The 22,483-nt window shown below is 46.3% G+C and carries 23 protein-coding genes and 1 riboswitch; of the genes, 21 read left to right on the forward strand and 2 right to left on the reverse strand.

Annotation, left to right across the window (positions count from 1 at the left end; all coding sequences use genetic code 11):
- Positions 1 to 53: 53 nt before the first annotated feature.
- The 12 genes from AC1RRX_RS11510 to AC1RRX_RS11565 all read left to right on the forward strand — a co-directional run bounded on the left by AC1RRX_RS11510 (position 54) and on the right by AC1RRX_RS11565 (position 11,589).
- Complete coding sequence (locus AC1RRX_RS11510; protein ID WP_015240120.1) at positions 54 to 539, forward strand: DUF3907 family protein; 486 nt, start codon at positions 54 to 56, stop codon at positions 537 to 539.
- 112 nt (positions 540 to 651) lie between these two features.
- Positions 652 to 1,803: a D-alanyl-D-alanine carboxypeptidase family protein gene (locus AC1RRX_RS11515; RefSeq protein ID WP_144464494.1), complete on the forward strand. Its 1,152-nt coding sequence runs from the start codon at positions 652 to 654 to the stop codon at positions 1,801 to 1,803.
- Positions 1,791 to 2,381, forward strand: coding sequence for a nucleoside recognition domain-containing protein (locus AC1RRX_RS11520; RefSeq protein ID WP_003153385.1), 591 nt, complete (start codon positions 1,791 to 1,793; stop codon positions 2,379 to 2,381). Before AC1RRX_RS11515 ends, AC1RRX_RS11520 begins: the two co-directional genes overlap by 13 nt.
- 4 nt (positions 2,382 to 2,385) lie before the next feature.
- Positions 2,386 to 2,922 carry a spore maturation protein gene (locus tag AC1RRX_RS11525; protein ID WP_144464492.1) on the forward strand — a complete coding sequence of 179 codons (537 nt, stop codon included), beginning with the start codon at positions 2,386 to 2,388 and terminating at the stop codon, positions 2,920 to 2,922.
- Between the two features lie 93 nt (positions 2,923 to 3,015).
- Entirely contained in the window at positions 3,016 to 3,750 is a 735-nt protein-coding gene (rluB, locus tag AC1RRX_RS11530; RefSeq protein WP_007612296.1) for a 23S rRNA pseudouridine(2605) synthase RluB, read from the forward strand.
- Between the two features lie 84 nt (positions 3,751 to 3,834).
- Positions 3,835 to 4,374, forward strand: a complete 540-nt coding sequence (gene resA / locus AC1RRX_RS11535; protein ID WP_003153391.1) for a thiol-disulfide oxidoreductase ResA — start codon at positions 3,835 to 3,837, stop codon at positions 4,372 to 4,374.
- On the forward strand, positions 4,371 to 5,999 hold the full coding sequence (gene resB / locus AC1RRX_RS11540) for a cytochrome c biogenesis protein ResB (RefSeq protein ID WP_007409433.1): 1,629 nt from the start codon (positions 4,371 to 4,373) through the stop codon (positions 5,997 to 5,999). The genes resA and resB overlap by 4 nt, the downstream gene beginning before the upstream one ends.
- Before the next feature lie 18 nt (positions 6,000 to 6,017).
- Positions 6,018 to 7,193, forward strand: coding sequence for a c-type cytochrome biogenesis protein CcsB (gene ccsB, locus AC1RRX_RS11545; RefSeq protein WP_039063274.1), 1,176 nt, complete (start codon positions 6,018 to 6,020; stop codon positions 7,191 to 7,193).
- A gap of 81 nt (positions 7,194 to 7,274) precedes the next feature.
- A complete protein-coding gene (gene resD / locus AC1RRX_RS11550; protein ID WP_003153397.1) occupies positions 7,275 to 7,997 on the forward strand; it encodes a DNA-binding response regulator ResD in 723 nt (240 codons plus the stop codon).
- A complete protein-coding gene (locus AC1RRX_RS11555) occupies positions 7,994 to 9,775 on the forward strand; it encodes an ATP-binding protein (RefSeq protein WP_007409435.1) in 1,782 nt (593 codons plus the stop codon). Before resD ends, AC1RRX_RS11555 begins: the two co-directional genes overlap by 4 nt.
- Before the next feature lie 190 nt (positions 9,776 to 9,965).
- Positions 9,966 to 10,550: an RNA polymerase sigma factor SigX gene (sigX, locus tag AC1RRX_RS11560; RefSeq protein WP_003153399.1), complete on the forward strand. Its 585-nt coding sequence runs from the start codon at positions 9,966 to 9,968 to the stop codon at positions 10,548 to 10,550.
- Positions 10,489 to 11,589, forward strand: coding sequence for an RsiX family anti-sigma factor (locus AC1RRX_RS11565; protein WP_458294236.1), 1,101 nt, complete (start codon positions 10,489 to 10,491; stop codon positions 11,587 to 11,589). Before sigX ends, AC1RRX_RS11565 begins: the two co-directional genes overlap by 62 nt.
- A gap of 45 nt (positions 11,590 to 11,634) precedes the next feature.
- On the opposite strand, the gene serA is transcribed toward AC1RRX_RS11565, so the two are convergent.
- A complete protein-coding gene (gene serA / locus AC1RRX_RS11570; protein WP_007409437.1) occupies positions 11,635 to 13,212 on the reverse strand; it encodes a phosphoglycerate dehydrogenase in 1,578 nt (525 codons plus the stop codon).
- 206 nt (positions 13,213 to 13,418) lie between these two features.
- Positions 13,419 to 13,553: riboswitch (FMN riboswitch) on the forward strand.
- A gap of 147 nt (positions 13,554 to 13,700) precedes the next feature.
- Here serA and fmnP point away from each other — a divergent pair.
- Entirely contained in the window at positions 13,701 to 14,273 is a 573-nt protein-coding gene (gene fmnP, locus AC1RRX_RS11575; protein WP_012117881.1) for a riboflavin transporter FmnP, read from the forward strand.
- A 138-nt stretch (positions 14,274 to 14,411) separates the two neighbouring features.
- On the opposite strand, the gene AC1RRX_RS11580 is transcribed toward fmnP, so the two are convergent.
- Complete coding sequence (locus AC1RRX_RS11580) at positions 14,412 to 14,660, reverse strand: ferredoxin (RefSeq protein ID WP_003153403.1); 249 nt, start codon at positions 14,658 to 14,660, stop codon at positions 14,412 to 14,414.
- A 268-nt stretch (positions 14,661 to 14,928) separates the two neighbouring features.
- Between AC1RRX_RS11580 and AC1RRX_RS11585 the strand changes: the two genes are divergently transcribed.
- From AC1RRX_RS11585 to gudB, 8 genes are all read left to right on the forward strand, one after another.
- A complete protein-coding gene (locus AC1RRX_RS11585) occupies positions 14,929 to 15,987 on the forward strand; it encodes a YpbB family protein (protein WP_144464490.1) in 1,059 nt (352 codons plus the stop codon).
- On the forward strand, positions 15,980 to 17,470 hold the full coding sequence (locus AC1RRX_RS11590) for a RecQ family ATP-dependent DNA helicase (RefSeq protein WP_136803640.1): 1,491 nt from the start codon (positions 15,980 to 15,982) through the stop codon (positions 17,468 to 17,470). The genes AC1RRX_RS11585 and AC1RRX_RS11590 overlap by 8 nt, the downstream gene beginning before the upstream one ends.
- 14 nt (positions 17,471 to 17,484) lie before the next feature.
- Positions 17,485 to 18,072: a CPBP family intramembrane glutamic endopeptidase gene (locus AC1RRX_RS11595; RefSeq protein ID WP_007409441.1), complete on the forward strand. Its 588-nt coding sequence runs from the start codon at positions 17,485 to 17,487 to the stop codon at positions 18,070 to 18,072.
- Positions 18,050 to 18,820, forward strand: a complete 771-nt coding sequence (locus AC1RRX_RS11600) for a LysM peptidoglycan-binding domain-containing protein (protein ID WP_007409442.1) — start codon at positions 18,050 to 18,052, stop codon at positions 18,818 to 18,820. Before AC1RRX_RS11595 ends, AC1RRX_RS11600 begins: the two co-directional genes overlap by 23 nt.
- 68 nt (positions 18,821 to 18,888) lie before the next feature.
- Positions 18,889 to 19,347, forward strand: a complete 459-nt coding sequence (locus AC1RRX_RS11605) for a YpbF family protein (RefSeq protein ID WP_007409443.1) — start codon at positions 18,889 to 18,891, stop codon at positions 19,345 to 19,347.
- Positions 19,348 to 19,433: 86 nt separating this feature from the next.
- Complete coding sequence (locus AC1RRX_RS11610; RefSeq protein ID WP_020956008.1) at positions 19,434 to 20,222, forward strand: metallophosphoesterase; 789 nt, start codon at positions 19,434 to 19,436, stop codon at positions 20,220 to 20,222.
- A 151-nt stretch (positions 20,223 to 20,373) separates the two neighbouring features.
- On the forward strand, positions 20,374 to 20,958 hold the full coding sequence (locus AC1RRX_RS11615; RefSeq protein ID WP_003153412.1) for a genetic competence negative regulator: 585 nt from the start codon (positions 20,374 to 20,376) through the stop codon (positions 20,956 to 20,958).
- 160 nt (positions 20,959 to 21,118) lie between these two features.
- Complete coding sequence (gene gudB, locus AC1RRX_RS11620; RefSeq protein ID WP_003153413.1) at positions 21,119 to 22,393, forward strand: NAD-specific glutamate dehydrogenase; 1,275 nt, start codon at positions 21,119 to 21,121, stop codon at positions 22,391 to 22,393.
- Positions 22,394 to 22,483 lie beyond the last annotated feature (90 nt).

Below are 22,483 nucleotides of genomic sequence, written 5' to 3' on the forward strand. Positions count from 1 at the left end.
ATTGATGAATGACGCAAATGACGACGTACAAGAGAGGAAGGAAACGGACGGAAATGGGAAATTCGATTGTGAGGGCCCATACTGAAGAAACTGGTGAATTTTTAGCCGAGGTTGTCACGATGGTCAGCAGCTATTTAAATCATACAACTTTGCCGGAGATGCGGGCTCAAGGAGAGGCGGATGAAGCATACTGCCGCGACGTGCTCAGTGTGCTGAGGAGGATGACCGTCTTTTGCGAAGGCGCCCAGGAAGCCTGCAGGCGGCTTTTAATGCAGGAGCCGTTTCATGAGGCGAGAGCGGAAAAAACGCTGTATAAAGTATATCATCAGTGCGTGGAAGAGTTTTTCATGCCGAAAAAGGATACATGGTACGAAAACAGCCGCGCCGCTTATACAGGCCAAAGCGCGATTGAATTCTACCAGCAAGTGCCGGACTCGCTGCGGAGCCTTCTGCTTTCGCTCAGCAGTGAATTTCTGCGCATGCGGGAAGAATTGGCGCAATATGAAGCATCAGGCTCAAATATGGCATCAGTCAGATAAAAACTCTTCCTTTTGGGAGAGTTTTTTTATGTGAAAGTGATGCAATTGGTATTCATAAGTCATGGACATGCGCATAAACTTGTACAAACCCACAACAAGGACGTGAGCATTCATGCGCTTTCTCAAAAAAGCTGCCGTATTTCTTTTGACTTTTGTTATTCTTTTTTCCATTACAGACGGCAATACGGCACATGCCCAAATACATGTCAGCGCAAAAAGCGCGATTATAATCGACGGAGCATCTGGCCGGGTGTTATTCGCCAAGGATGAACATCATAAGCGGCGGATTGCAAGCATTACGAAAATCATGACGGCGGTGCTGGCGATTGAATCAGGGAAGATGGAAGAGACCGTGACGGTTTCCCCGAATGCCGTAAAAACGGAAGGCTCAGCCATTTATCTTCAGCCGGGACAAAAAGTAAAGCTGAAAGATCTCGTATACGGGCTTATGTTAAGGTCAGGAAATGACGCCGCTGCGGCAATAGCGGAATATGTCGGCGGAAGCCTTGACGGTTTTGTATTTATGATGAACAAAAAAGCCGAGCAAATCGGGATGGAAAATACAAAATTTCAAAATCCGCACGGGCTGGACGACCATGAAAATTTATATTCAACGGCGTATGACATGGCGCTTTTGACTAAATACGCGATGAAAATCAAGGAATACCGGACCGTTTCAGGCACAAAAGTGTATAAGGCGGAAACGATGGACCGGGTATGGAAAAATAAAAACAAGCTTCTGACTGGGCTCTACCGTTACAGCACAGGCGGAAAAACGGGTTACACAAAAATCGCGAAACGGACGCTCGTCTCGACGGCCTCAAAAGACGGTACGGATCTCATCGCGGTCACCATAAATGATCCGGATGACTGGGATGACCATATGAATATGTTTAATTATGTCTTTGATCACTATAGAACCTATGTCGTCGCTAAAAAAGGCGGCATTCCGAAGCTGAAAAAGACGTTTTACGGAAAACACGCTTTTATTGCCCGGGATGTAAAATATTTGTTAAAAGAGGATGAAATCGACGATGTAAAAATCAGCACAACCTTAATAAAACCGAAAAAAGCCTGGAAAAAGGACGCCTCTCTCATTCCTGATGTCGTCGGCCGGATGACTGTTATGCATGATGGGAAAGTGATCGCCAAGATCCCCGTCTATTATGAAAATGAGCGCCATAAAAAACCGAAAAAGCATTTCATTGAGACGTTTACGAGCCTGTTTATGAGCGCGGCGGGCGGTTCGTCATGGTCAATTTAATCTGGGTATGTCTGACGGTAATCGGACTTGTCTTTGCGATGTTTAACGGTACCTTGCAGGATGTGAATGAAGCCGTTTTTAAAGGAGCGAAAGAAGCGGTTACGATCTCGTTCGGATTAATGAGCGTTCTCGTGTTCTGGCTCGGCCTGATGAAAATAGCCGAGCAGTCCGGCCTTTTGGATATATTCAGCAGAATGTGCCGCCCGTTTATTTCTAAGCTGTTTCCCGATATTCCCCCTGATCATCCGGCGATGGGATACATCTTATCAAATCTCATGGCAAACTTTTTCGGACTGGGAAATGCGGCGACACCGCTCGGCATTAAAGCCATGGAGCAGATGAAAAAGCTGAATGGAGGTAAGTCTGAGGCCAGCCGTTCCATGATTACCTTTTTGGCGGTAAATACTTCGAGTATTACATTGATACCGACAACCGTCATTGCCGTGCGCATGGCTTACTCGGCGAAATCACCGACCGATATCGTCGGGCCGACCATCTTAGCGACTTTAATTTCGGGAATCGGCGCGATTTTCATTGACCGCTACTTCTGGTACCGCCGCAAAAGAAAAGGGAGGTAAGCGAATGGAAATGGTGAATTGGGTGTCTTTAGCCATGATTCCGATTATTATCGCCGGTATATTGGTATACGGCACGATCAAAAAAGTGCCGACGTATGAATCATTCGTTGAAGGCGGAAAAGAAGGAATTGAGATTGCGTTTTCCATCATTCCGTATTTGGTCGGGATGCTGGTGGCGATTACCGTATTCCGGGCCTCGGGCGCGCTGGATTTTGTCATGGGGCTGTGCAAGCCTTTCTTTACAGCGCTCGGCATTCCCGCAGAAGTCGTGCCGCTTGCTCTGATCCGCCCGATTTCGGGGACGGCGGCGCTCGGCATGACGACAGATCTGATCGCCGTGTACGGGCCTGATTCATTTATCGGCAGGCTGGCCTCGGTCATGCAGGGATCGACTGACACGACGCTGTATGTCCTGACGGTGTATTTCGGGGCGGTCGGCATCAAAAAAATGGGGGATGCTTTAAAGGTTGGTCTTCTTGCTGATTTGATCGGGGTGGTTGCATCAATCATCATAGTTACGTTATTATTTGGAAGCGCCTGAAATCAGGCGCTTTTTATATATCAGAATAACTCTCCTTGAAAAAGCTTGTTTGTTCAAGGGGAAAAAAGTAAGATTATACTTGAGGTGAACGACATGGAAAGACTGCAAAAAGTTATTGCTCATGCCGGCGTGGCATCACGCAGAAAGGCGGAAGAGCTGATAAAAGAAGGAAAAGTAAAGGTGAATGGAAAAGTAATAACAGAGCTCGGCGTAAAAGTGACCGGTTCTGATCAGATTGAAGTAAACGGATTAAAGGTGGAGCGGGAAGAACCCGTGTACTTTCTGCTTTATAAACCGAGAGGAGTGATCTCAGCAGCTGATGACGACAAAGGGCGGAAAGTGGTGACCGACTTTTTCAAAGAAGTGCCGCAGCGCATTTATCCGATCGGCAGGCTTGATTATGATACGAGCGGACTTTTATTGCTGACAAATGACGGCGAGTTTGCCAACAAACTCATGCATCCGAAATACGAAATTGATAAGACGTACGTCGCTAAAGTGAAGGGGATTCCTTCCAAGGAACTTCTGAGAAAGCTTGAGCGCGGCATTCAGCTTGAAGAAGGCAAGACGGCGCCGGCCAGAGCGAAAATGCTTTCCCTGGACAAAAGAAAGCAGACGAGCATCATTCAGCTGACGATTCATGAAGGCCGGAACAGACAGGTCCGCCGCATGTTCGAGGCGATCGGTCATGACGTGCTGAAACTAAAACGTGAAGAATACGCATTTTTAGATTTAAGAGGCCTGCGCACAGGAGACGCAAGAGAATTGTCGCCGCATGAGGTGAAAAGGCTGCGGGCTTTAGCTGAACACGGTAAAAACGCTTTCTAATTTTCACATAACCTTCAAAAATTACAAAACGTGTTGATGATATAATTGAATGGATTTGCAGGCAGGGGAGGGGAGCAGTGTACAATGAACAAAAAACGGCGGCGTTTATTCATTCGGACCGGCATCCTTCTCATCTTACTCTGCGCGCTCGGATATACCATCTATAATGCCGTATACACAAACGGTGAGCGTATATCTGAGGGGTCCAAAGCCCCGAATTTCGCGCTGAAAGATACAGAGGGCAGACTCATAGAACTGAGTCAGTTAAAAGGAAAAGGTGTTTTTCTGAATTTCTGGGGAACGTGGTGTGAGCCGTGCAAGCAGGAATTTCCCTACATGGAGAATCAATACAAGCATTTTAAAGACCTCGGTGTCGAGGTGGTTGCGGTAAATGTCGGCGAATCAAAAATTGCAGTACATAATTTTATGAAAACATACGGCGTCAATTTCCCGGTTGCGCTCGATACTGACCGGCAAGTGCTGGACGCGTACGGCGTATCACCTATTCCGACGACATTTTTGATCAATCCCGACGGAAAAGTCGTGAAAGTGGTGACCGGCACGATGACAGAACGCATGGTTCATGACTATATGAATTTAATTAAGCCGGAGGCGTCTTCATGAAAAAGGTCAAATGTGAATGCGGGCACGTGAATCCAGCCGGGACGGTTTTGTGCGAGTCGTGCGGGAAGCCGCTTGATGATCAAAAATCGCCGCTTGCCGATATGCGGTACGACGGCAGCGCAAGGCGTTCGCAAACATATAATAAAACAATCGTAGATAAGGTATGGAACTTCTTTTCTTCCGTAAAAGTCGGAATATGGCTGATCGTCATTACTCTGGCGGCGTCTGCTTTCGGCACGGTTTTTCCGCAGGAAGCTTATCTGCCGCCGGGCGCCCAGCCGGATACATATTATGAACAGCAGTACGGCATAATCGGCCAAATGTATTATCTGTTGGGATTTCATCACCTGTACGGCTCATGGTGGTATATGCTCCTGATCGCATCTATTGGCATATCACTGGTCATCTGCAGCCTGGATCGGGTGATTCCTTTGTACAGGGCGCTGAAAAATCAAGGAGTTCGGCGGAATCCGGTCTTTTTGAAGAGGCAGCGTCTATACAGCCGGACAGAAACCGAGCTGAGCGGGGATGCGGCTGATAGCCTCAGAACACGATTGAAAAAAAAGCATTATAGAGTGCGAGAACAAGAGGGCAGCATTCTGGCGGAAAAAGGCCGTTTTTCAAGGTGGGGGCCCTACGTCAATCATATCGGCCTGATCATTTTTCTGATCGGAGCCATGCTGAGATTTGTACCCGGTATGTATGTCGATGAAACGCTCTGGGTCCGTGAAGGCGAAACCGCCCAGATCCCAGGTACTGACGGCAAATATTACTTAAAAAACAACCGGTTCACGATGCAGACATATAACAAAGACACTGAGAAAAAAGTATTCGCCGACGCCATTGACAGAGCCGGAAACGGCAAAGTCGCCAAATCCTTCACAACGGACGCGGTTTTGTATAAGAGGGAAGGCGACATTGTATTCGGTGAAAAGCCGAAGCTTAAAAGAGTCAAAGAAAACAATATCCGCGTCAATGAACCGCTGCGCTTTGACTCCTATTCTGTGTATCAGGTGGACTATAAAGAAAACCAGCTCGATCAGATGGTATTTCACCTGATCGACCAAAAAACAAAACAGTCATTCGGCAAACTGAAGATCAATCTTCTCGATCCCGACACGGACTATGATCTTGGTAACGGTTACAAAGTGCAGATCGCCAGTTATCTTCCTGATTTTTATTTTAACAAGGACGGAGAACCGAGCACGAAAACGAAGGTTCCTAACAATCCGGCTTTTGTCTTTAAAATCACGGCTCCTGACAAGCCGAAAGGGGAGAAAAGTTTTGTTGCGATTCAGCAGACTGTTGAAGGTTCCGAAAGTAACAAGTACAAATTAAAATTCGACCATGTGGAAACGAAAAACATTACAGGACTCACCGTCAGAAAAGACTTAACCTTATGGGTGCTTGCCGTCGGCGGCGCGATCTTTATGATCGGCGTCATTCAAGGAATGTACTGGCAGCACAGAAGGATCTGGATCAAAACAGGTGATCATGAAGTGCTTGTGGCGGGACATACGAACAAAAACTGGTTCGGTCTGAAAAAGGATATCGAATTTGTTCTTAGCGGGACCGGGATTCAAGAGCCGGCCGATCAAAAAGAATTGGCCAAAAATCAGGCCTAGTGAAAAAGGAGTGGTGTCATGGCGGAGCTGAGCGCAAATTTTCTTTATGCTGCCTTTTTGATTTATTTAATTGCCGTCCCGGTTTTCGGCGGCGCCATCCGGGGAACAAAAGGTGCTAAGGACGGTAAGGGCCGCTGGTCGGCTATCGGAATCACGTTAACCATTTTCGGATTTCTTTGTCATCTCGGCTACTTCATTGCGAGATGGTCGGCAAGCGGACATGCGCCTGTCAGCAATATGTTTGAATTTACGACGTCATTCGGCATGATGCTTGTTCTCGCTTTTATTATTATTTACTTTATTTACAGACTGCCTTCATTAGGCATGTTCACATTGTCTATCGCGCTTTTGCTTATCGCATATGCAAGCATGTTTCCGACAGACATCACGCCGCTTATTCCGTCACTGCAGAGCAATTGGCTGTACATTCACGTCACGACGGCGGCGCTCGGGCAGGCGATTCTTGCGATCAGTTTTGTAGCCGGCGTCATTTTCCTGTTAAAGCATGTCGACCAATCCAGACCGGGTAAAAAAACGTTCTGGCTTGAAGTCATCATGTTTATACTCGTGACGACCGTGGCATTTATCGCCGTCACGTCGGCATTCCGGCTGGCGGACTACAAAGCTGAATTTAATTGGGTGGATAAAAAAGAAGCCAAAAGCGTCATGATATATGATATGCCTGCGCTTGTCGGCCCGCATGAGGGAGAACTGCTTACGGAAAGCGCTATGAAGCCGCTTATTGAGCTTCCGGCCATTTTTTCAGGCAGAAAGGTCAATACGGTGATCTGGTCGTTTGGCGCAGGCCTCGTTTTATACGGTGCGCTCAGGCTGATATTCAGAAAGAGAATCAGCGCTCTTATCAGCCCGCTCGTCAAAAATGTGAATCTGGACTTGGTCGATGAAGTCGGCTACCGCGCTGTTTCCATCGGTTTTCCGGTATTCACACTCGGCGCGCTTGTGTTTGCGATGATTTGGGCGCAGCTTGCATGGACGCGTTTTTGGGGCTGGGACCCGAAGGAAGTATGGGCGCTGATCACCTTTTTATTTTACGCAGCGTATTTGCACTTGCGGCTGTCAAGAGGCTGGCATGGCGAAAAGTCCGCGTGGCTTGCCGTCATCGGCTTCGCCATTATTATGTTTAACTTAATTTTTGTGAATCTCGTGCTTGCCGGACTTCATTCGTACGCATAGATGCAAAAAGCCGATACAGTTCTCAAGCTGCTGCACAGTTTGTTAAAATGAAAGTAACAGAAGGAAAGCAGGGGGAAAACGATGGATCAAACAAATGAAACTAAAATATTAGTAGTAGATGATGAAGCCAGAATTCGACGCCTTTTAAGAATGTACCTTGAACGGGAAAACTATGTGATTGAAGAAGCGGAAAACGGCGACGAGGCCATTAAAATGGGGCTGGCATCAGATTATGATCTGGTGCTCTTGGATTTAATGATGCCGGGAACGGACGGAATCGAAGTATGCCGGCAGCTCAGAGAAAAAAAAGCGACGCCGATTATCATGCTGACGGCAAAAGGGGAAGAAGCCAACCGCGTCCAGGGGTTTGAAGCGGGTACGGACGATTATATCGTCAAGCCTTTCAGCCCGAGAGAAGTGGTGCTTCGGGTAAAGGCGCTTTTAAGAAGGGCTTCCCAAACATCTTATCTGACAGCAAATACCCCGACAAAAAATGTGCTCGTCTTTTCGCATCTATCCATTGATCACGATGCTCACAGGGTGACTGCGGACGGCACGGAGGTGAGCCTGACGCCGAAGGAATATGAACTGCTGTACTTTCTGGCGAAAACACCGGACAAAGTGTACGACAGGGAAAAGCTTTTAAAAGAAGTGTGGCAGTATGAATTTTTCGGAGACCTCAGAACGGTGGACACCCATGTCAAACGGCTCCGTGAAAAATTAAATAAAGTGTCCCCGGGGGCGGCGAAAAAAATCGTCACCGTATGGGGAGTCGGATACAAATTTGAGGTAGGCGCTGAATGAAGTTTTGGAAAAGCGTAGTAGGTAAGCTTTGGTTTACCATTCTTTCACTCGTGTTAATTGTTTTATTTATTTTAACGGTGCTGCTTCTGGAATTTATAGAAAATTACCACGTTGAAGAAGCGGAAAAAGATTTAACGCAGCTTGCCGACAAAATTGCGGTCATAATAGAAAATCATGAAGACCAGCCGCTTGCCAGATCCATCACGTGGGAACTGGCGGACAATTTAACGAGCATCGCGATCATTCAGGACGATAAGCATGTCTGGTATTCGCCCAATGACGATAATCATTTATCCTCTATTACATTAGAGCAGATCAAACATGACCGGGATCTGCACAAGGCGCTGACAGACCGCAAAAAAGTAAGCAAACGCGCGGTCCCCAACAATGCCGGTTCGGATAACGAACGGCTGATCGTCGGAGTGCCGTATGAAAAAGACGGCAAAAAAGGCATGGTCTTTTTATCCCAATCGCTGCTTGCCGTCAAAGATACGACGAAACATACGACACGCTATATTTTTCTTGCGGCGGGCATTGCCATCGTCTTGACAACGTTTTTCGCGTTCTTTTTATCCAGCAGGGTGACATATCCCCTTCGGAAAATGCGGGAAGGCGCCCAAGACTTGGCGAAAGGAAAGTTTGATACAAAAATTCCGATTCTGACCCAAGATGAAATCGGGGAACTGGCCATTGCCTTTAATCAGATGGGACGGCAGCTCAATTTCCATATTAACGCGCTGAATCAGGAAAAAGAACAGCTGTCCAATATTTTAAGCAGTATGGCAGACGGGGTCATCACCATTAATATCGACGGCACCATTTTGGTGACCAACCCGCCGGCCGAACGTTTTCTGCAGGCATGGTATTATGAGCAGAACATGAACATTAAAGAAGGAGACAACCTTCCCCCTGAAGCAAAAGAGCTATTTCAAAATGCAGTGAACACGGAAAAAGAGCAAATGATTGAAATGACGCTTCAAGGAAGGTCATGGGTTTTATTGATGTCGCCTCTTTATGCGGAATCACACGTCCGCGGCGCCGTGGCCGTGCTCCGTGATATGACCGAAGAGCGCAGGCTGGATAAATTGCGTGAAGACTTCATTGCCAATGTCAGTCATGAGCTCAGAACCCCGATTTCTATGCTGCAGGGATACAGCGAAGCAATAGTGGACGACATTGCAAGCACAGAAGAGGAGAAAAAAGAAATCGCGCAGATCATTTATGATGAATCTCTTCGCATGGGCCGGCTTGTCAATGATTTGCTGGATTTGGCCAGAATGGAATCCGGACATACGGGCCTGCACTATGAAACGGTAAACCTGCATGAATTTCTGGAGAAGATCTCCCGCAAATTTTCCGGGGTAGCGAAGGAAAAAGGCGTTTCGCTCACAGAGGACATCTCAGTGTCTCAGCCGGAGTGTGTCTTTGATGAAGACAAAATGGAACAGGTGTTTACCAACCTTATAGATAATGCGCTGCGCCATACGGAGTCAGGCGGAAGCGTTCATATCGCGGCTCAGACCGTAAAAGACGGACTGAAGATCGATATCAAAGATTCCGGCTCTGGAATACCGGAAGAGGACCTGCCTTTTATTTTTGAACGTTTTTATAAAGCGGACAAAGCAAGAACAAGAGGCAGGGCGGGAACCGGACTCGGACTCGCCATCGTAAAAAATATCGTGGAAGCCCACGGCGGCTCAATTGCGGTTCACAGCAGCATCGACAAAGGGACGACGTTTACATTTTATATTCCGACAAAAGTGCAGGATGACGTCTGAAATTGACGAACAATCTTGTTCCATACGAAACACCCGCATGTTCTGCGGGTGTTTTTTATTTGTTTCTCCTTTAAAAATTTAAGAATATGTTAATATAAATTCCCTTCCAAATTCCAGTTTCTCGTAATATAGTTGTAATGTAACTTTTCAACGCATTTTTACGACAAAAAAGTGAACGGAGGGGTTTCCCATGGAAGAAACCTTTCAGATATTATATGATGCATACCATCAAGATTTATATCAATTTTTATTTTATATGGTAAAAGATAAGTCGCAGGCTGAAGATTTGACGCAGGAAGTGTATATCCGCGTCTTGAATTCCTATCATACATTTGAAGGAAGAAGCAGTGAAAAAACATGGCTGTTGTCCATCGCACGCCATGTGGCGATTGACTGGTTCCGCAAGCAGCAGACGATCAGACAGCGTATTATGGGTACGTTTGATTGGGATACACAAGATGTCAGAGATCAGCATTTGCTTCCGGACGAACTCGCCGTACAGCATGAAAACGTCCGGGAAATTTATACCGCGCTTGATCATTGCACCATTGATCAAAGAGCTGTTATTATCTTGAGATTTATTCAGGGATATTCCATTCAGGAAACAGCCGCCGCTCTCCGCTTCTCGGAAAGCAAAGTCAAAACGACCCAACACAGAGGGCTCAAAATACTTCGGAAACAGATGGAGCTTTTGAGGGAGGAGCTAATGGATGATGAAGTCATATTGGAACGAAGAAAGAGTAGAGGAGTTGTTAAGACAACTTCCGGCGGTTAGAGATCATCGTTCACCCGAGGCCATTTACCGGAATATTGAAACGGGTAAACCGTACAGGAAAAAACCGGCCCGAAGCTGGATCGGCCCCGCCGCAGCCGGCGTCTGCGCATTGTGCATCGCTCTGATTATATCTCCTCACCTGATGACAAACAAATCTTCCGGTGATCTTACCGCTGACAGCCGCCAGACAGAAAAAGCCAGTCAGTCAGCTTCTGTCAAGCCGCCGGATCAGAAGACGTTCGTCGTCTCAAACCAAAACAAAAACAATTACATTACTTTGGCATTTGCCGATTCAGAAACATCCGCCGTCATTCCGGTCAGTTTTGAAAAAAAGAAGCCGGATGAATCGGTTTCAGAGGCTTTATCCGAAGCGGAAGACCTAGAAGTGCCCGAATCCTTCCTGTCTGTGCCGAACCTTTTGGACGGTGTGCAGGTAACGGCGGATAAGAAGGATTTGCTTGTGCAGGTAAACGGACGGCTCTCTATCGAATCAGTTGCCGATGCTGACTTATTGAAAAAGATGCTGAAAGAGACTTTGACATGGAGTCCTTACGAGCGGATTAAATTGAAAAAGATTCAAAACGGAGCCGGACAGGATTTTTATAAATCTTACGGCATATCCGCTGAAATGTCCGTACATAAACAGACAAACCGGGCGTATTTTTCTTACAGCGACAGTCTGGGACAAGAGTATCTCATCCCGTCTGAACAAACCTATTATTCAGTATATCAGGCTATTGACGGGATGAAGACAACAGACGGAGGCTCACAGACCGCGAGCATTATAGAAGCCGATGCGATTGCATCGGTATCGGAAAGGGAAGACGGCGAGCAGCTGCGGATTCAATTGTCCGAAAAACATAAGGTTGAAGATTCGCTGGAAGGGATTTTAATGATCGAAGGGCTTCTGTTAACTGCGAAGGAATTCGGTTATTCTGAGGTGCTGTTCACACATGCGCATACAAAGAAAATCGGTAATTATGATGTGACAAAACCTATCGCTGTGCCTGCCGCGCCTAATCCGCTTCCAAGCCATTAAACGTAAAAAACCCAAAACATATGAATGTTTTGGGTTTTTTGTTGGTTACGGAAGATCAATCAGTTTAACGGAAACAATATCCTGAATTGAAGTCAGCTCATTGACGACTTTATCATCTAAATGTTTATCAAAAGAAAGCATCATAATGGCTTCTCCGCCTTTTTCTTTACGGCCTACCTGCATGGTAGCGATATTGATATCGTTATCGCCGAGGATGCGTCCGACGCGTCCGATTACACCAGTCGTATCCTGGTGCTGGATATAAACGAGGTGGCCGGCAGGATTTAAGTCAATATTAAAGCCGTTCAGCTCAACGATTCGTTCACCGAAGTGAGGGATATACGTAGCCGTTAACGTAAATGTGCTCCGGTCTCCGGTTACTTTTACGCTGATGCAGTTATCATATCCTGATTCATTGGAGGAAATCTTCTCGCTGAAGCTGATTCCGCGTTCTTTTGCTACACCGCCGGCGTTCACTTCATTGACCGTTGAGTCTACACGCGGTTTTAAGAAACCGGACAGCAGACTTTTTGTAATAAATGATGTTTCAAGTTTGGCGATGGTGCCTTCATATTGAATCGCAACATCTTTGACGGGTTCCTTCATACATTGTGACACGAGACTTCCGATTTTATCGGCAATTTGGTGATAAGGCTGGATTTTTTTGAATTCATCTTTCGTCATCGCAGGCAGGTTGATCGCTGACATGACAGGCAGACCTTTTGCAAACTGCAGCACTTCTTCAGAAACCTGTGCCGCGACATTCAGCTGTGCTTCTTTCGTTGAAGCGCCTAAGTGAGGTGTGGCGATCACCAGCGGATGGTCGGGAAGCTTTGATTCAACTGGCGGTTCCACTTCAAACACGTCAAGGGCAGCGCCTGCGACATGGCCGCTTTCCAGCGCTTCCAAAAGCGCCGCTTCATCAATAATGCCGCCTCTTGCGCAGTTGATAAGACGGACGCCTTTTTTCGTTTTGGCAATGGTTTCTCTGTTAAGCAGTCCTTTTGTTTCCTTTGTTAAAGGCGTGTGGACGGTAATGATATCCGCGCTTTCAAGCACTTCTTCGAATGTCCGGCTGTTTACGCCGATTTTACCGGCTCTCTCTTCGGTTAAGAAAGGATCGAATACATGAACCGTCATACCGAACGCTCTGGCGCGCTGGGCAATCTCGCTTCCGATCCGGCCCAGACCGACAATGCCTAAAGTCTTTCCGTAGAGCTCCGCCCCGACAAAAGCCGTCCGGTTCCATTCTCTTGATTTTACTGAGATATTGGCTTGCGGAATGTGTCTCATTAATGAAGAAATCATCGCGAATGTATGCTCTGCCGTTGAAATGGTGTTTCCATTCGGCGCGTTTATCACGATAACCCCATGTTTTGTAGCCTCATCAATGTCGATGTTGTCTACGCCGACACCGGCTCTGCCGACGATTTTTAAAGAGGTCATTTTTTTAAACAATTCTTCGGTTACTTTCGTGGCACTGCGGACTAACAGGGCATCAAAGGTATGTAATTCATCTTCTGCATCCGCGACGTTTTTTTGAACAATTTCTATAAAGTCTGATTCCATCAGCGGCTTTAAGCCGTCATTGCTCATCTTATCTGAGACCAAAACTCGAAACATTGTTAGATTTCCTCCTAGTTTAGCTGACTAAATATCTGATAATTTATCATATTCTCAATAGAGTGTCAATGTGTATTGACGCAGTAAAGGAGAAAAGGAAACCGCTGAATCAGCTTAAATTGGGCTTCCCCAATATTTTATTTAAATTTGAGCAGTTCTCTATACAATTGCAATTTGATCATATATAATGTGAATAAATTCATAAGATCAATCTTCGGGGCAGGGTGAAATTCCCTACCGGCGGTGATGAGCATCATGCTCTAAGCCCGCGAGCTGCTTCGGCGGCAGGATCCGGTGAGATTCCGGAGCCGACAGTATAGTCTGGATGGGAGAAGATGGAGGTTCAGCAGACGTTTTGATGCTTATATCAAACGTTTCTTTGCCAAGCCTTAGTAAGCTCCCGCTTTTTAACAAAAGCGGTTTTTTTATTGGGGCGCAAAAGAACCTTTCCTCTTTTCGAGAGATTTGATCGAAAAGGAGAGAGCATTGTGAAAGTAAAAAAATTAGTTGTCATCAGTATGCTTAGCAGTATTGCTTTTGTGCTTATGCTGTTAAATTTCCCGTTTCCGGGGCTGCCGGATTACTTGAAAATTGATTTCAGTGATGTTCCTGCAATTATCGCCATTTTGGTTTACGGGCCTGCGGCGGGGGTTGCGGTTGAAGCGATTAAAAATATTCTGCAGTATATCATTCAAGGAAGCATGGCCGGCGTGCCTGTCGGGCAGGCAGCCAATTTTATCGCGGGAACGCTGTTTATTCTGCCGACGGCGTTTATGTTTAAAAAGCTCAATTCGGCAAAAGGGCTTGCAGTGAGCCTGCTGGCCGGAACCGCGGCGATGACCGTGCTGATGAGTATTTTGAACTATATTCTTATCCTGCCCGCGTATACTTGGTTTTTACATTCACCGGCACTGTCAAACAGCCAGTTAAAAACGGCGGTTGTCGCAGGAATTCTGCCGTTTAACATTGTAAAAGGCGTTATCATCACCATTGTCTTTACGTTCATCTTTACGAAGCTGAAACCTTGGATTGAACAAAAACGCAGCATCCAGACACAATAACCACTCCAAAGCGCCCGCTCTGTAAAACACAGACCGGGCGCTTTTTTGTTTGTGCTGATCGCAAAAAATAAGACTCCGGCCGATAACAGCCGGAGTCTTATTCAGGACGAAAAAGCTCCTCTCACGGGGAGGGCTTTTTTATTCGTATTTCAGCGGGTCGCCTTCGAACGGTTCATCCGCAACTTTGATTGAATCAGTAGGGCATCCTTCAAATGCGTCAATCATATCTTCTTCCAGAACTTCCGGAACTTCGACGACGCCTTTATTTTCGTCAAGCGTAACGAACGCAATGCCTTCATCATCATAATCATAAATGTCTGGTGCCGCAGCTCCGCAGGCGCCGCATGCAATACACGTATCTTTATCTACAATTGTGTACTTTGCCATGAATAAAACCTCCCAGATTGTTCGTGTTGGAACAAATGGTTTACCTTATATATTTTTAAATATAACACCTATTCCTCTTACTTATTGTAATGATGTTAGTGTCAAATTTCAACAGAAAAATGATTGAGAATGCTTATCACATAAGGGATTCTCTTTAGCACTTCCCCCTAAAAGATGACTTTAAACGTCAAATTTATATGAAAATCTGTTAAAATAAAAAGAACCAAAAAACGAAACTTGTCACAAAAGAAATGTAGGTGTGTTTAGATTGGCGATAAACTACTTTGATACCGTGGTTCTCGACTGTCTGGACAAAATAGACGGCGAACGGACTCCGAGTGCTGTGTTTCATTTATTAAAAGGAAAAAAGTCGTCTCAAACCATTCAGGATGCCGGCTTATTTCATATCGCTAAATATTTCGGCATGGCTTCACAGTGTGAACGCGGCGATATTGCGGCTTCTTTGCATAAACTCACCGAGAACTCATACATTACAGCCGGAAAAGAAGAGGGAACGTGGAAAGTGACTGCGCGCGGCGTTCAAAGGCTTGAACGGGCGTTTGCCGAACGGCCTTGGCCGAAGCACTGCCACGGCGCGAATTATCAAACGCCTGCCGTTACCCTGTGGAGGCGGCTTTCCCTGCTCATTCAAGTCCTGTCAAACAAAGAGCATCAATGCAGTCAATATATCCCGGTTACAAACGATGTGCAGACGCTGAGATGGGTCAAACGGTTCATGCGCAAAAACAGAGACGCTAAAGAGCTCTCCGTCCAAATGCATGAGACGCTGTTTCACCTTCTGCAAGGCGTAAGTGAACGGCAGGCGCTTATTTTTGTCTATTCTTTAACTTCATTCAACAGAATCGGCAAAACGAATAAGCAGCTCGCTCTCCAGCTGAACGAAGATGAATGGTATGTGTCCGTCCAGTTTTGGGGAGCGGTACATTATGTTATTCAATCGCTTCCGCAATGTGCATATCCCGCTCTGCGCGAGCTGTTGTCCGATCTGCAGGCGGAAAGCGCGCTGACACAGTCTGCCAGAAAAACCTTTGAGCTGTTGGAAAAAGGGTTTCCGATTGAACGGATCGCCGCGGTCAGAAATTTAAAAACCGCCACAATCGAAGATCATATCGTAGAAATATCATTGCATCAGCCTGCATTTTTTACAGAACAGTATCTTTCTGAAGAGGAACAGCGTATGATAACGGCATTTGCAAAACAGCATCAAACGAATAAAATTAAACGGATTCGCGAAGGAATGCAGATGCGCTTCAGCTATTTTCAGATCAGGCTGGCGCTGGCAAAGACGGTGAATCAGCATGACTGAGCTGCATAAAGCTTTATCCAGGTATTTTGGTTTGCATTCCTTTAAAAAAGGGCAGGAAGAGATTATGACTAGCGTGCTCCAAAAAAAAGATACGATCGCCATGCTTCCGACCGGCGGGGGAAAATCATTATGCTATCAGCTCCCGGGTTACATGATGGACGGGCTGGTGCTGATTATTTCACCGCTTCTATCATTAATGGAAGATCAGGTGCAGCAGCTGAAAGCGAAAGGAGAAAAGCGGGTTGCTGCATTAAACAGCATGCTGAATTCCGCAGAGCGGCATTTTATCCTCAGCAACATCAGCCGGTATAAATTTCTCTATATGTCTCCTGAAGCCCTTTCTTCACCTTATGTACTGAACCGCTTGAAAAACGTCCCGGTCAGTTTATTTGTTATTGATGAGGCTCATTGCATATCAGAATGGGGACATGATTTCAGGCCTGATTACTCGAAGCTCGGACCTTTCAGGCAGGCACTCGGAAAGCCGCCTGTATTGGCGCTGACCGCAACAGCGACAAAAGAAACGCTCAGAGACGTGACGGATGTGCTCGGACTTGAGCATGCGGTGCGTCATCTTTATTCAGTCAACCGGCCGAATATTCTCCTGGCGGCAGAACATTTGGCTGATAATGCCGAAAAAATAAGCAGGCTCACGGAGCTTGCCGAAAAGCTTGAAGGCCCGGGTATCATATATTGTCCGACCAGAAAATGGGCGGAAGAGCTTGCGGCTGAGCTGAACGAAAAAACGGGAAAGCGGACGGATTATTATCACGGCGGAATGGATACAGGCGACAGGATTTTAATCCAGCAGCAATTTATCCATAACCAGCTTGATTGCATCTGCTGCACCAATGCGTTCGGCATGGGTGTGGATAAGTCAGATATCCGCTTTGTCATTCACTTTTATCCTCCCCAAACGGCCGAGGCCTTTATGCAGGAAATCGGCAGAGCGGGACGCGACGGCAGCCCGAGTGTCAGTATTTTGCTGAGGGCGCCCGGCGATACCGAGCTTCAGCAGCAGATTATTCAGACAGAAAGCCTGTCTGATTATGACCTGGAAGGCATTCTGGCCGTCATACGGGATGCCGGTACGAGTGATGAACGAAAGCTTCGGGACGTTCTGATCAATAAGGGAGTCCAGGAAACACAGGCGCGAACGGCCGTCCATCTGTTTCTGCGAGGAAAAACCACAAAAGACCAGCTGCGGGAAGAACTGACATACCGCATGGAAAAGAAGCTGCGTAAAATGAATCGTTTTTCGGCGTTATTAGAGCGGAAAGAATGTATAAGAGAAGCGCTGCTGTCTTATTTTGATGAACCGTATGAGCCTGATGGTCAAACCGGACAATGCTGCAGCAGCTGCGGACTTGATCTGGCTCCGTACGAGCAAAAAGGAGAACGTAAAAATATGGAACGGTTAGAAGATTGGAAGCTGGAATTAGGCCGGATTTTCGGATCAGAGTCTGCGGGTGAGTTCAGCTGAGACGGCAAAGCGAATTGATCCGGCAGCTCTCAGACCGGGAGATTGTGATGCAGCTGTACGCCACCCAATTGCTCATATTGGCGGTTTCAGCTGTTATCGGCTTTTTCTTTTTTACCGACATTCACGATTTTTTAAAGCTGTGGCATATACGTGACGATAATATCATATGGTACGGTGTAACTCTTGCCGTCCTTGTCATTTTTGCCGATCTGGCGGTGATGAAATGGTGTCCTTCGCATTTATATGATGACGGCGGCATTAATGTATTGCTTTTTAAGAACAGGCCGGTTCTGCACATTTTGTTTTTGACGCTTCTCATTTCGTTCAGCGAAGAGATTTTGTTCAGAGGCGTTCTGCAGACACATATCGGCTTATGGGCCGCCAGCTTCATTTTTACCGTGCTTCATTTCAGATACTTGGCGAAGTGGCTTCTGTTTATGATGGTTGCGGGCATCAGTCTTTTGCTGGGGCTTATCTATGAATGGACCGGCAATTTATTCGTTCCGGTTACAGCGCATTTTATTATTGATGCGGTATTTGCCTGTCAGATCCGTTTTCAATATGTTAGGAGGGGTTTGCATGACGGAAATGTCAAGAGTTGAAAGAAGAAAAGCTCAGCTGCGTGCCGAGCAGCAGGTTGCCGCGGCCGCGGATGAACAAATTGAATATCTTGAAGACAGCCTCCCGACAAGACAATCTGTAAAAGAGGAGCGTAAAAAAAAGGAAGAGCAGGTGAAGGAAAAAACCAAAACAAAAACGCCGCTGTTCACTTTTCTGACCGTCCTGTTCATTATCGTAACAATCGGTGTCTTTTTCGGTCTTCTTTATATGACGAACAGCAGCAGATTTGACCCGAAGGACTATGAAGATGTCTTTATAGACCACAGTGAAAGCGCGCCTGCCGTTATTCCGAAAGGCGCTCAGAAAGAAACGTCAGAAACCGCTCTTTTAGAACAACCGAAAAAAAAGTCTGACGACAAAGATAAGAAAGAAGCGGCTGCACCTGAAAAAACGAAAGAAAAACCAAGTGAAAAAACACCTAAAAAAACGGAAACGCCCTCAGAAAAACAAGTAAAGCCGACAGACACCGAATACGCGGAGACAAAACAGCAGTCTCCGCCGGCTGTCCGTGAAAAAGCGGCTCCGGCTGAGGCGAGTGATCAAGCCGGGACTGTCCCAAAAAAAGTGCGGACCGTACAGCATACTGTACAGCCGAAAGAAACGCTTTACCGCATTTCAATGAAATATTATAAAAGCCGGGCGGGCGAAGAAAAAATCCGCAGCTACAACGGATTAAACGGAAACGACGTGTACACCGGCCAGGTTCTGAACATTCCGCTGTCTGATTAAAATAAATGCATGTTTTCACCGCGTTTTTCATATAGTGTACCAATGAAAACGGACAAGGTGTGAAGCGCATGGATTCTTTATGGAAGCAATTAGACCGATTTGCTGACGGACCGACGAAACAAATGCTTCAGGCGCTGGTGAAACGGAAATTAAAATACGAAAATTATGCCGCACAATGCCGAAGATGGCAGTGGGCGTCCCTCGTTTGTTTTTCCCTGATGTGCATACTGCTGATGTTTAAAAGCTTTAATGCCCCCCAAGCCTCTCCGCAGCTGATTCTGCAGGAAATATTAGGCCATACGGTTTACTTGTGCTGGATTATGGCTTCCGCTTTTGCGTATTGCACTTCTTATTATTTCAAAAAAAAGGAAGAAAAAGCTGAGGGTGAATTTCATAAACTGAGGTGTGAAATTATCCAAAAAAGCACGGATTTATGGCCCCAGCCTGAAAAATGGAGGGCGAGAGAATCTGTTTTTCACTTGATGAAACATCGGTATGATATCAATCTTTATTTTGAAAGCAAATAAAATGAGGCGTTTTCCGGAAAGGATAGAAACGTCTTTTTTTGTTTGTCCGTCTAATATAAGACAATGACAGAATGGAGAGTGCGTTTATGAAGCTTACAGCGGGAATTCTCGGCTCATTGGCGGGAGCGGCTGCGGTTATGGCGGCCGTTATGTACAAAACGGCAAACGGCAGCCATCTGAAAACACATACATTTACGCTTGATAAAATGAAGGGGATGAAGCCGCTCACCATCTTTTTTATATCTGACGTGCACCGCCGTTTAATTGATGAAAAGCTTCTCCGCGAAGCGGCAGGTTATAAGCCGGATGCCGTTTTGCTCGGCGGTGATTTGGCGGAGGGCGGAGTTCCTTACGCCAGAATTGAAGAAAACATCAAACGTCTGACGGCTCTTGCGCCTGTCATGTATGTGTGGGGAAATAATGATTACGAGGTCAGCCAGCAAAAACTGCTCTCTCTTTTACGGGCATATAAAGTGATCCCGCTGAGAAATGAATCGGTTCAGTTTGCTTATAAAGGGGAAACCGTTACGATCTGCGGCGTGGATGATATCAGGATGATGATGGATGATTACGATGCTGCAATCAGATATACGGATGCTGACAAAGTAAACCTCCTGCTTTGCCATAACCCCGACATCCATGAGCAGATGAGGGAGTCAGACGGGATTGACGCTGTGTTCAGCGGCCATACGCATGGCGGCCAAATCCGTTTCGGCCGGTTCGGGCCGTACGAATTGGGCGGGACGGGAACGGTAAAAAAAGCGCATTACCTGATCAGCAACGGCTACGGGACGACAAAAGTTCCGCTGAGGCTCGGGGCGAAACCGGAGACGCATATGATTACGCTGTGCGGACCGGATGAGCCGTCTTCCTGAAACAAACCCGGCCGCGGTGATAAAAAACGGCATTCTGCTTGTCTTCCCGCTGTACACGGTGTAAACTGATAACAAATTAAGAACCTATGACTCATTTATTCATATACTGTGTTATATGATTTGTGTGCAAGAAGAGGCAGGAGGGAACATTATGCGGCTTGAGCGTCTGAACTATAATAAGATTAAAATCTTTTTAACCCTCGACGATCTGACTGATCGGGGACTGACAAAAGAAGACCTCTGGAAGGACTCGTTTAAAGTCCACCAGTTATTTAAAGATATGATGAATGAAGCAAATACAGAGCTCGGCTTTGAAGCGAATGGTCCGATCGCGGTGGAAGTATATTCTCTTCAGGCACAAGGCATGGTTGTGATTGTAACGAAAAATCATGACGCGGACGCAGAAGATGACGAATATGACGATGATTATATCGAGATGCAGGTCAAACTTGACGAAAGCCCGGATATTATTTATCAGTTCCATTCGTTTGAAGATATCATTCAGCTTGCCGGAAGCCTTCACCGAATCGGGATTACCGGCGGCACCGTCTACCACTATGAGAACCAATACTATGTAAGCCTTGAAGACCTCGGCTCCCGTTCCGCCGAAGGCGTCATCGCGGTGCTGGCTGAATACGGACACCCGGCGACGATTACGATTTACAGGCTCCATGAGTACGGAAAACTCATCATGGACGGCAATGCTGTGGAGACCATCCAGAAACATTTTTCATAAAAAAGATTTGAAACGGCAGCTGTTTTCAGCGGCCGTCTTTTTTTAAGCGAAATAATGGAAAAATCATTGTCTTTCTTCTATGCACGGAGATATTGAAGGTGTATACTAGTCACTGAAAGGGAGCATGAGAGAAACAGAAGATTTTAGGAGGTTAACTCAAATGGCAGCCGATCGATTCACCGGTCATAATGAAGAAGACAAACATGATGTATTAAAATCAACCCAAACCGTAATACATAAAGCTCTGGAAAAATTGGGGTATCCAGAAGAAGTGTATGAACTGCTGAAAGAGCCGCTCAGATTATTAACGGTTAAAATTCCTGTTCGGATGGATGACGGGTCTGTGAAAATATTTACAGGCTATCGTGCGCAGCACAATGATTCCGTAGGTCCGACAAAAGGCGGCATTCGTTTTCACCCGAATGTAACGGAAAAAGAGGTGAAAGCACTTTCCATCTGGATGAGTTTAAAATGCGGAATTATTGATCTTCCTTATGGCGGTGGTAAAGGCGGAATTGTTTGTGATCCGAGAAATATGTCATTCAGAGAGCTTGAAAGGCTGAGCAGGGGATATGTCAGAGCAATCAGTCAGATTGTCGGACCGACTAAAGACGTCCCGGCACCTGACGTATTTACAAACTCACAGATTATGGCTTGGATGATGGATGAATATTCAAGAATTGATGAATTTAACTCACCCGGCTTTATTACGGGAAAACCGCTTGTACTCGGCGGATCCCACGGCAGGGAATCAGCGACGGCAAAAGGCGTTACCATCTGCATAAAAGAAGCGGCCAAGAAAAAAGGTCTCGATATTCAGAACGCGCGCGTCGTCGTACAAGGTTTCGGAAACGCGGGCAGCTATCTGGCCAAGTTTATGCATGACGCCGGCGCGAAAGTTGTCGGAATTTCTGACGCGTACGGAGGCCTTTACGATCCGGACGGTCTTGATATTGATTATCTGCTTGACCGCAGAGACAGCTTCGGAACGGTGACGAAGCTTTTCAATGACACCATTACGAATCAGGAGCTGCTTGAGCTGGACTGTGATATACTTGTCCCGGCGGCGATCGAAAACCAAATTACAGAAGAGAACGCTGACCGCATCAAAGCGAAAATCGTTGTAGAAGCGGCAAACGGACCGACGACACTGGAAGGAACGAAAATCCTGACAGACAAAGGAACGCTGCTGGTTCCCGATGTTCTGGCGAGCGCCGGCGGTGTAACGGTTTCTTATTTCGAATGGGTTCAAAACAACCAAGGCTTCTACTGGAGTGAAGAAGAAGTCGAGGAAAAACTGGAAAATATGATGATAAAATCGTTTAATAATATTTATGAAATGTCCCAAAACCGCCGGATTGACATGAGGCTTGCGGCTTACATGGTCGGCGTGCGGAAAATGGCGGAGGCTTCGCGTTTCAGAGGCTGGATATAAACCAATCGTTTGCATAAACAAAAAAAATCTCCTATGATAATATAGGAGATTTTTTATATGAGTGGAAACTTATGATGGAAATGCCAATCG

The sequence above is a fragment of the Bacillus sp. GW821-FHT11D08 genome, assembly GCF_058808515.1.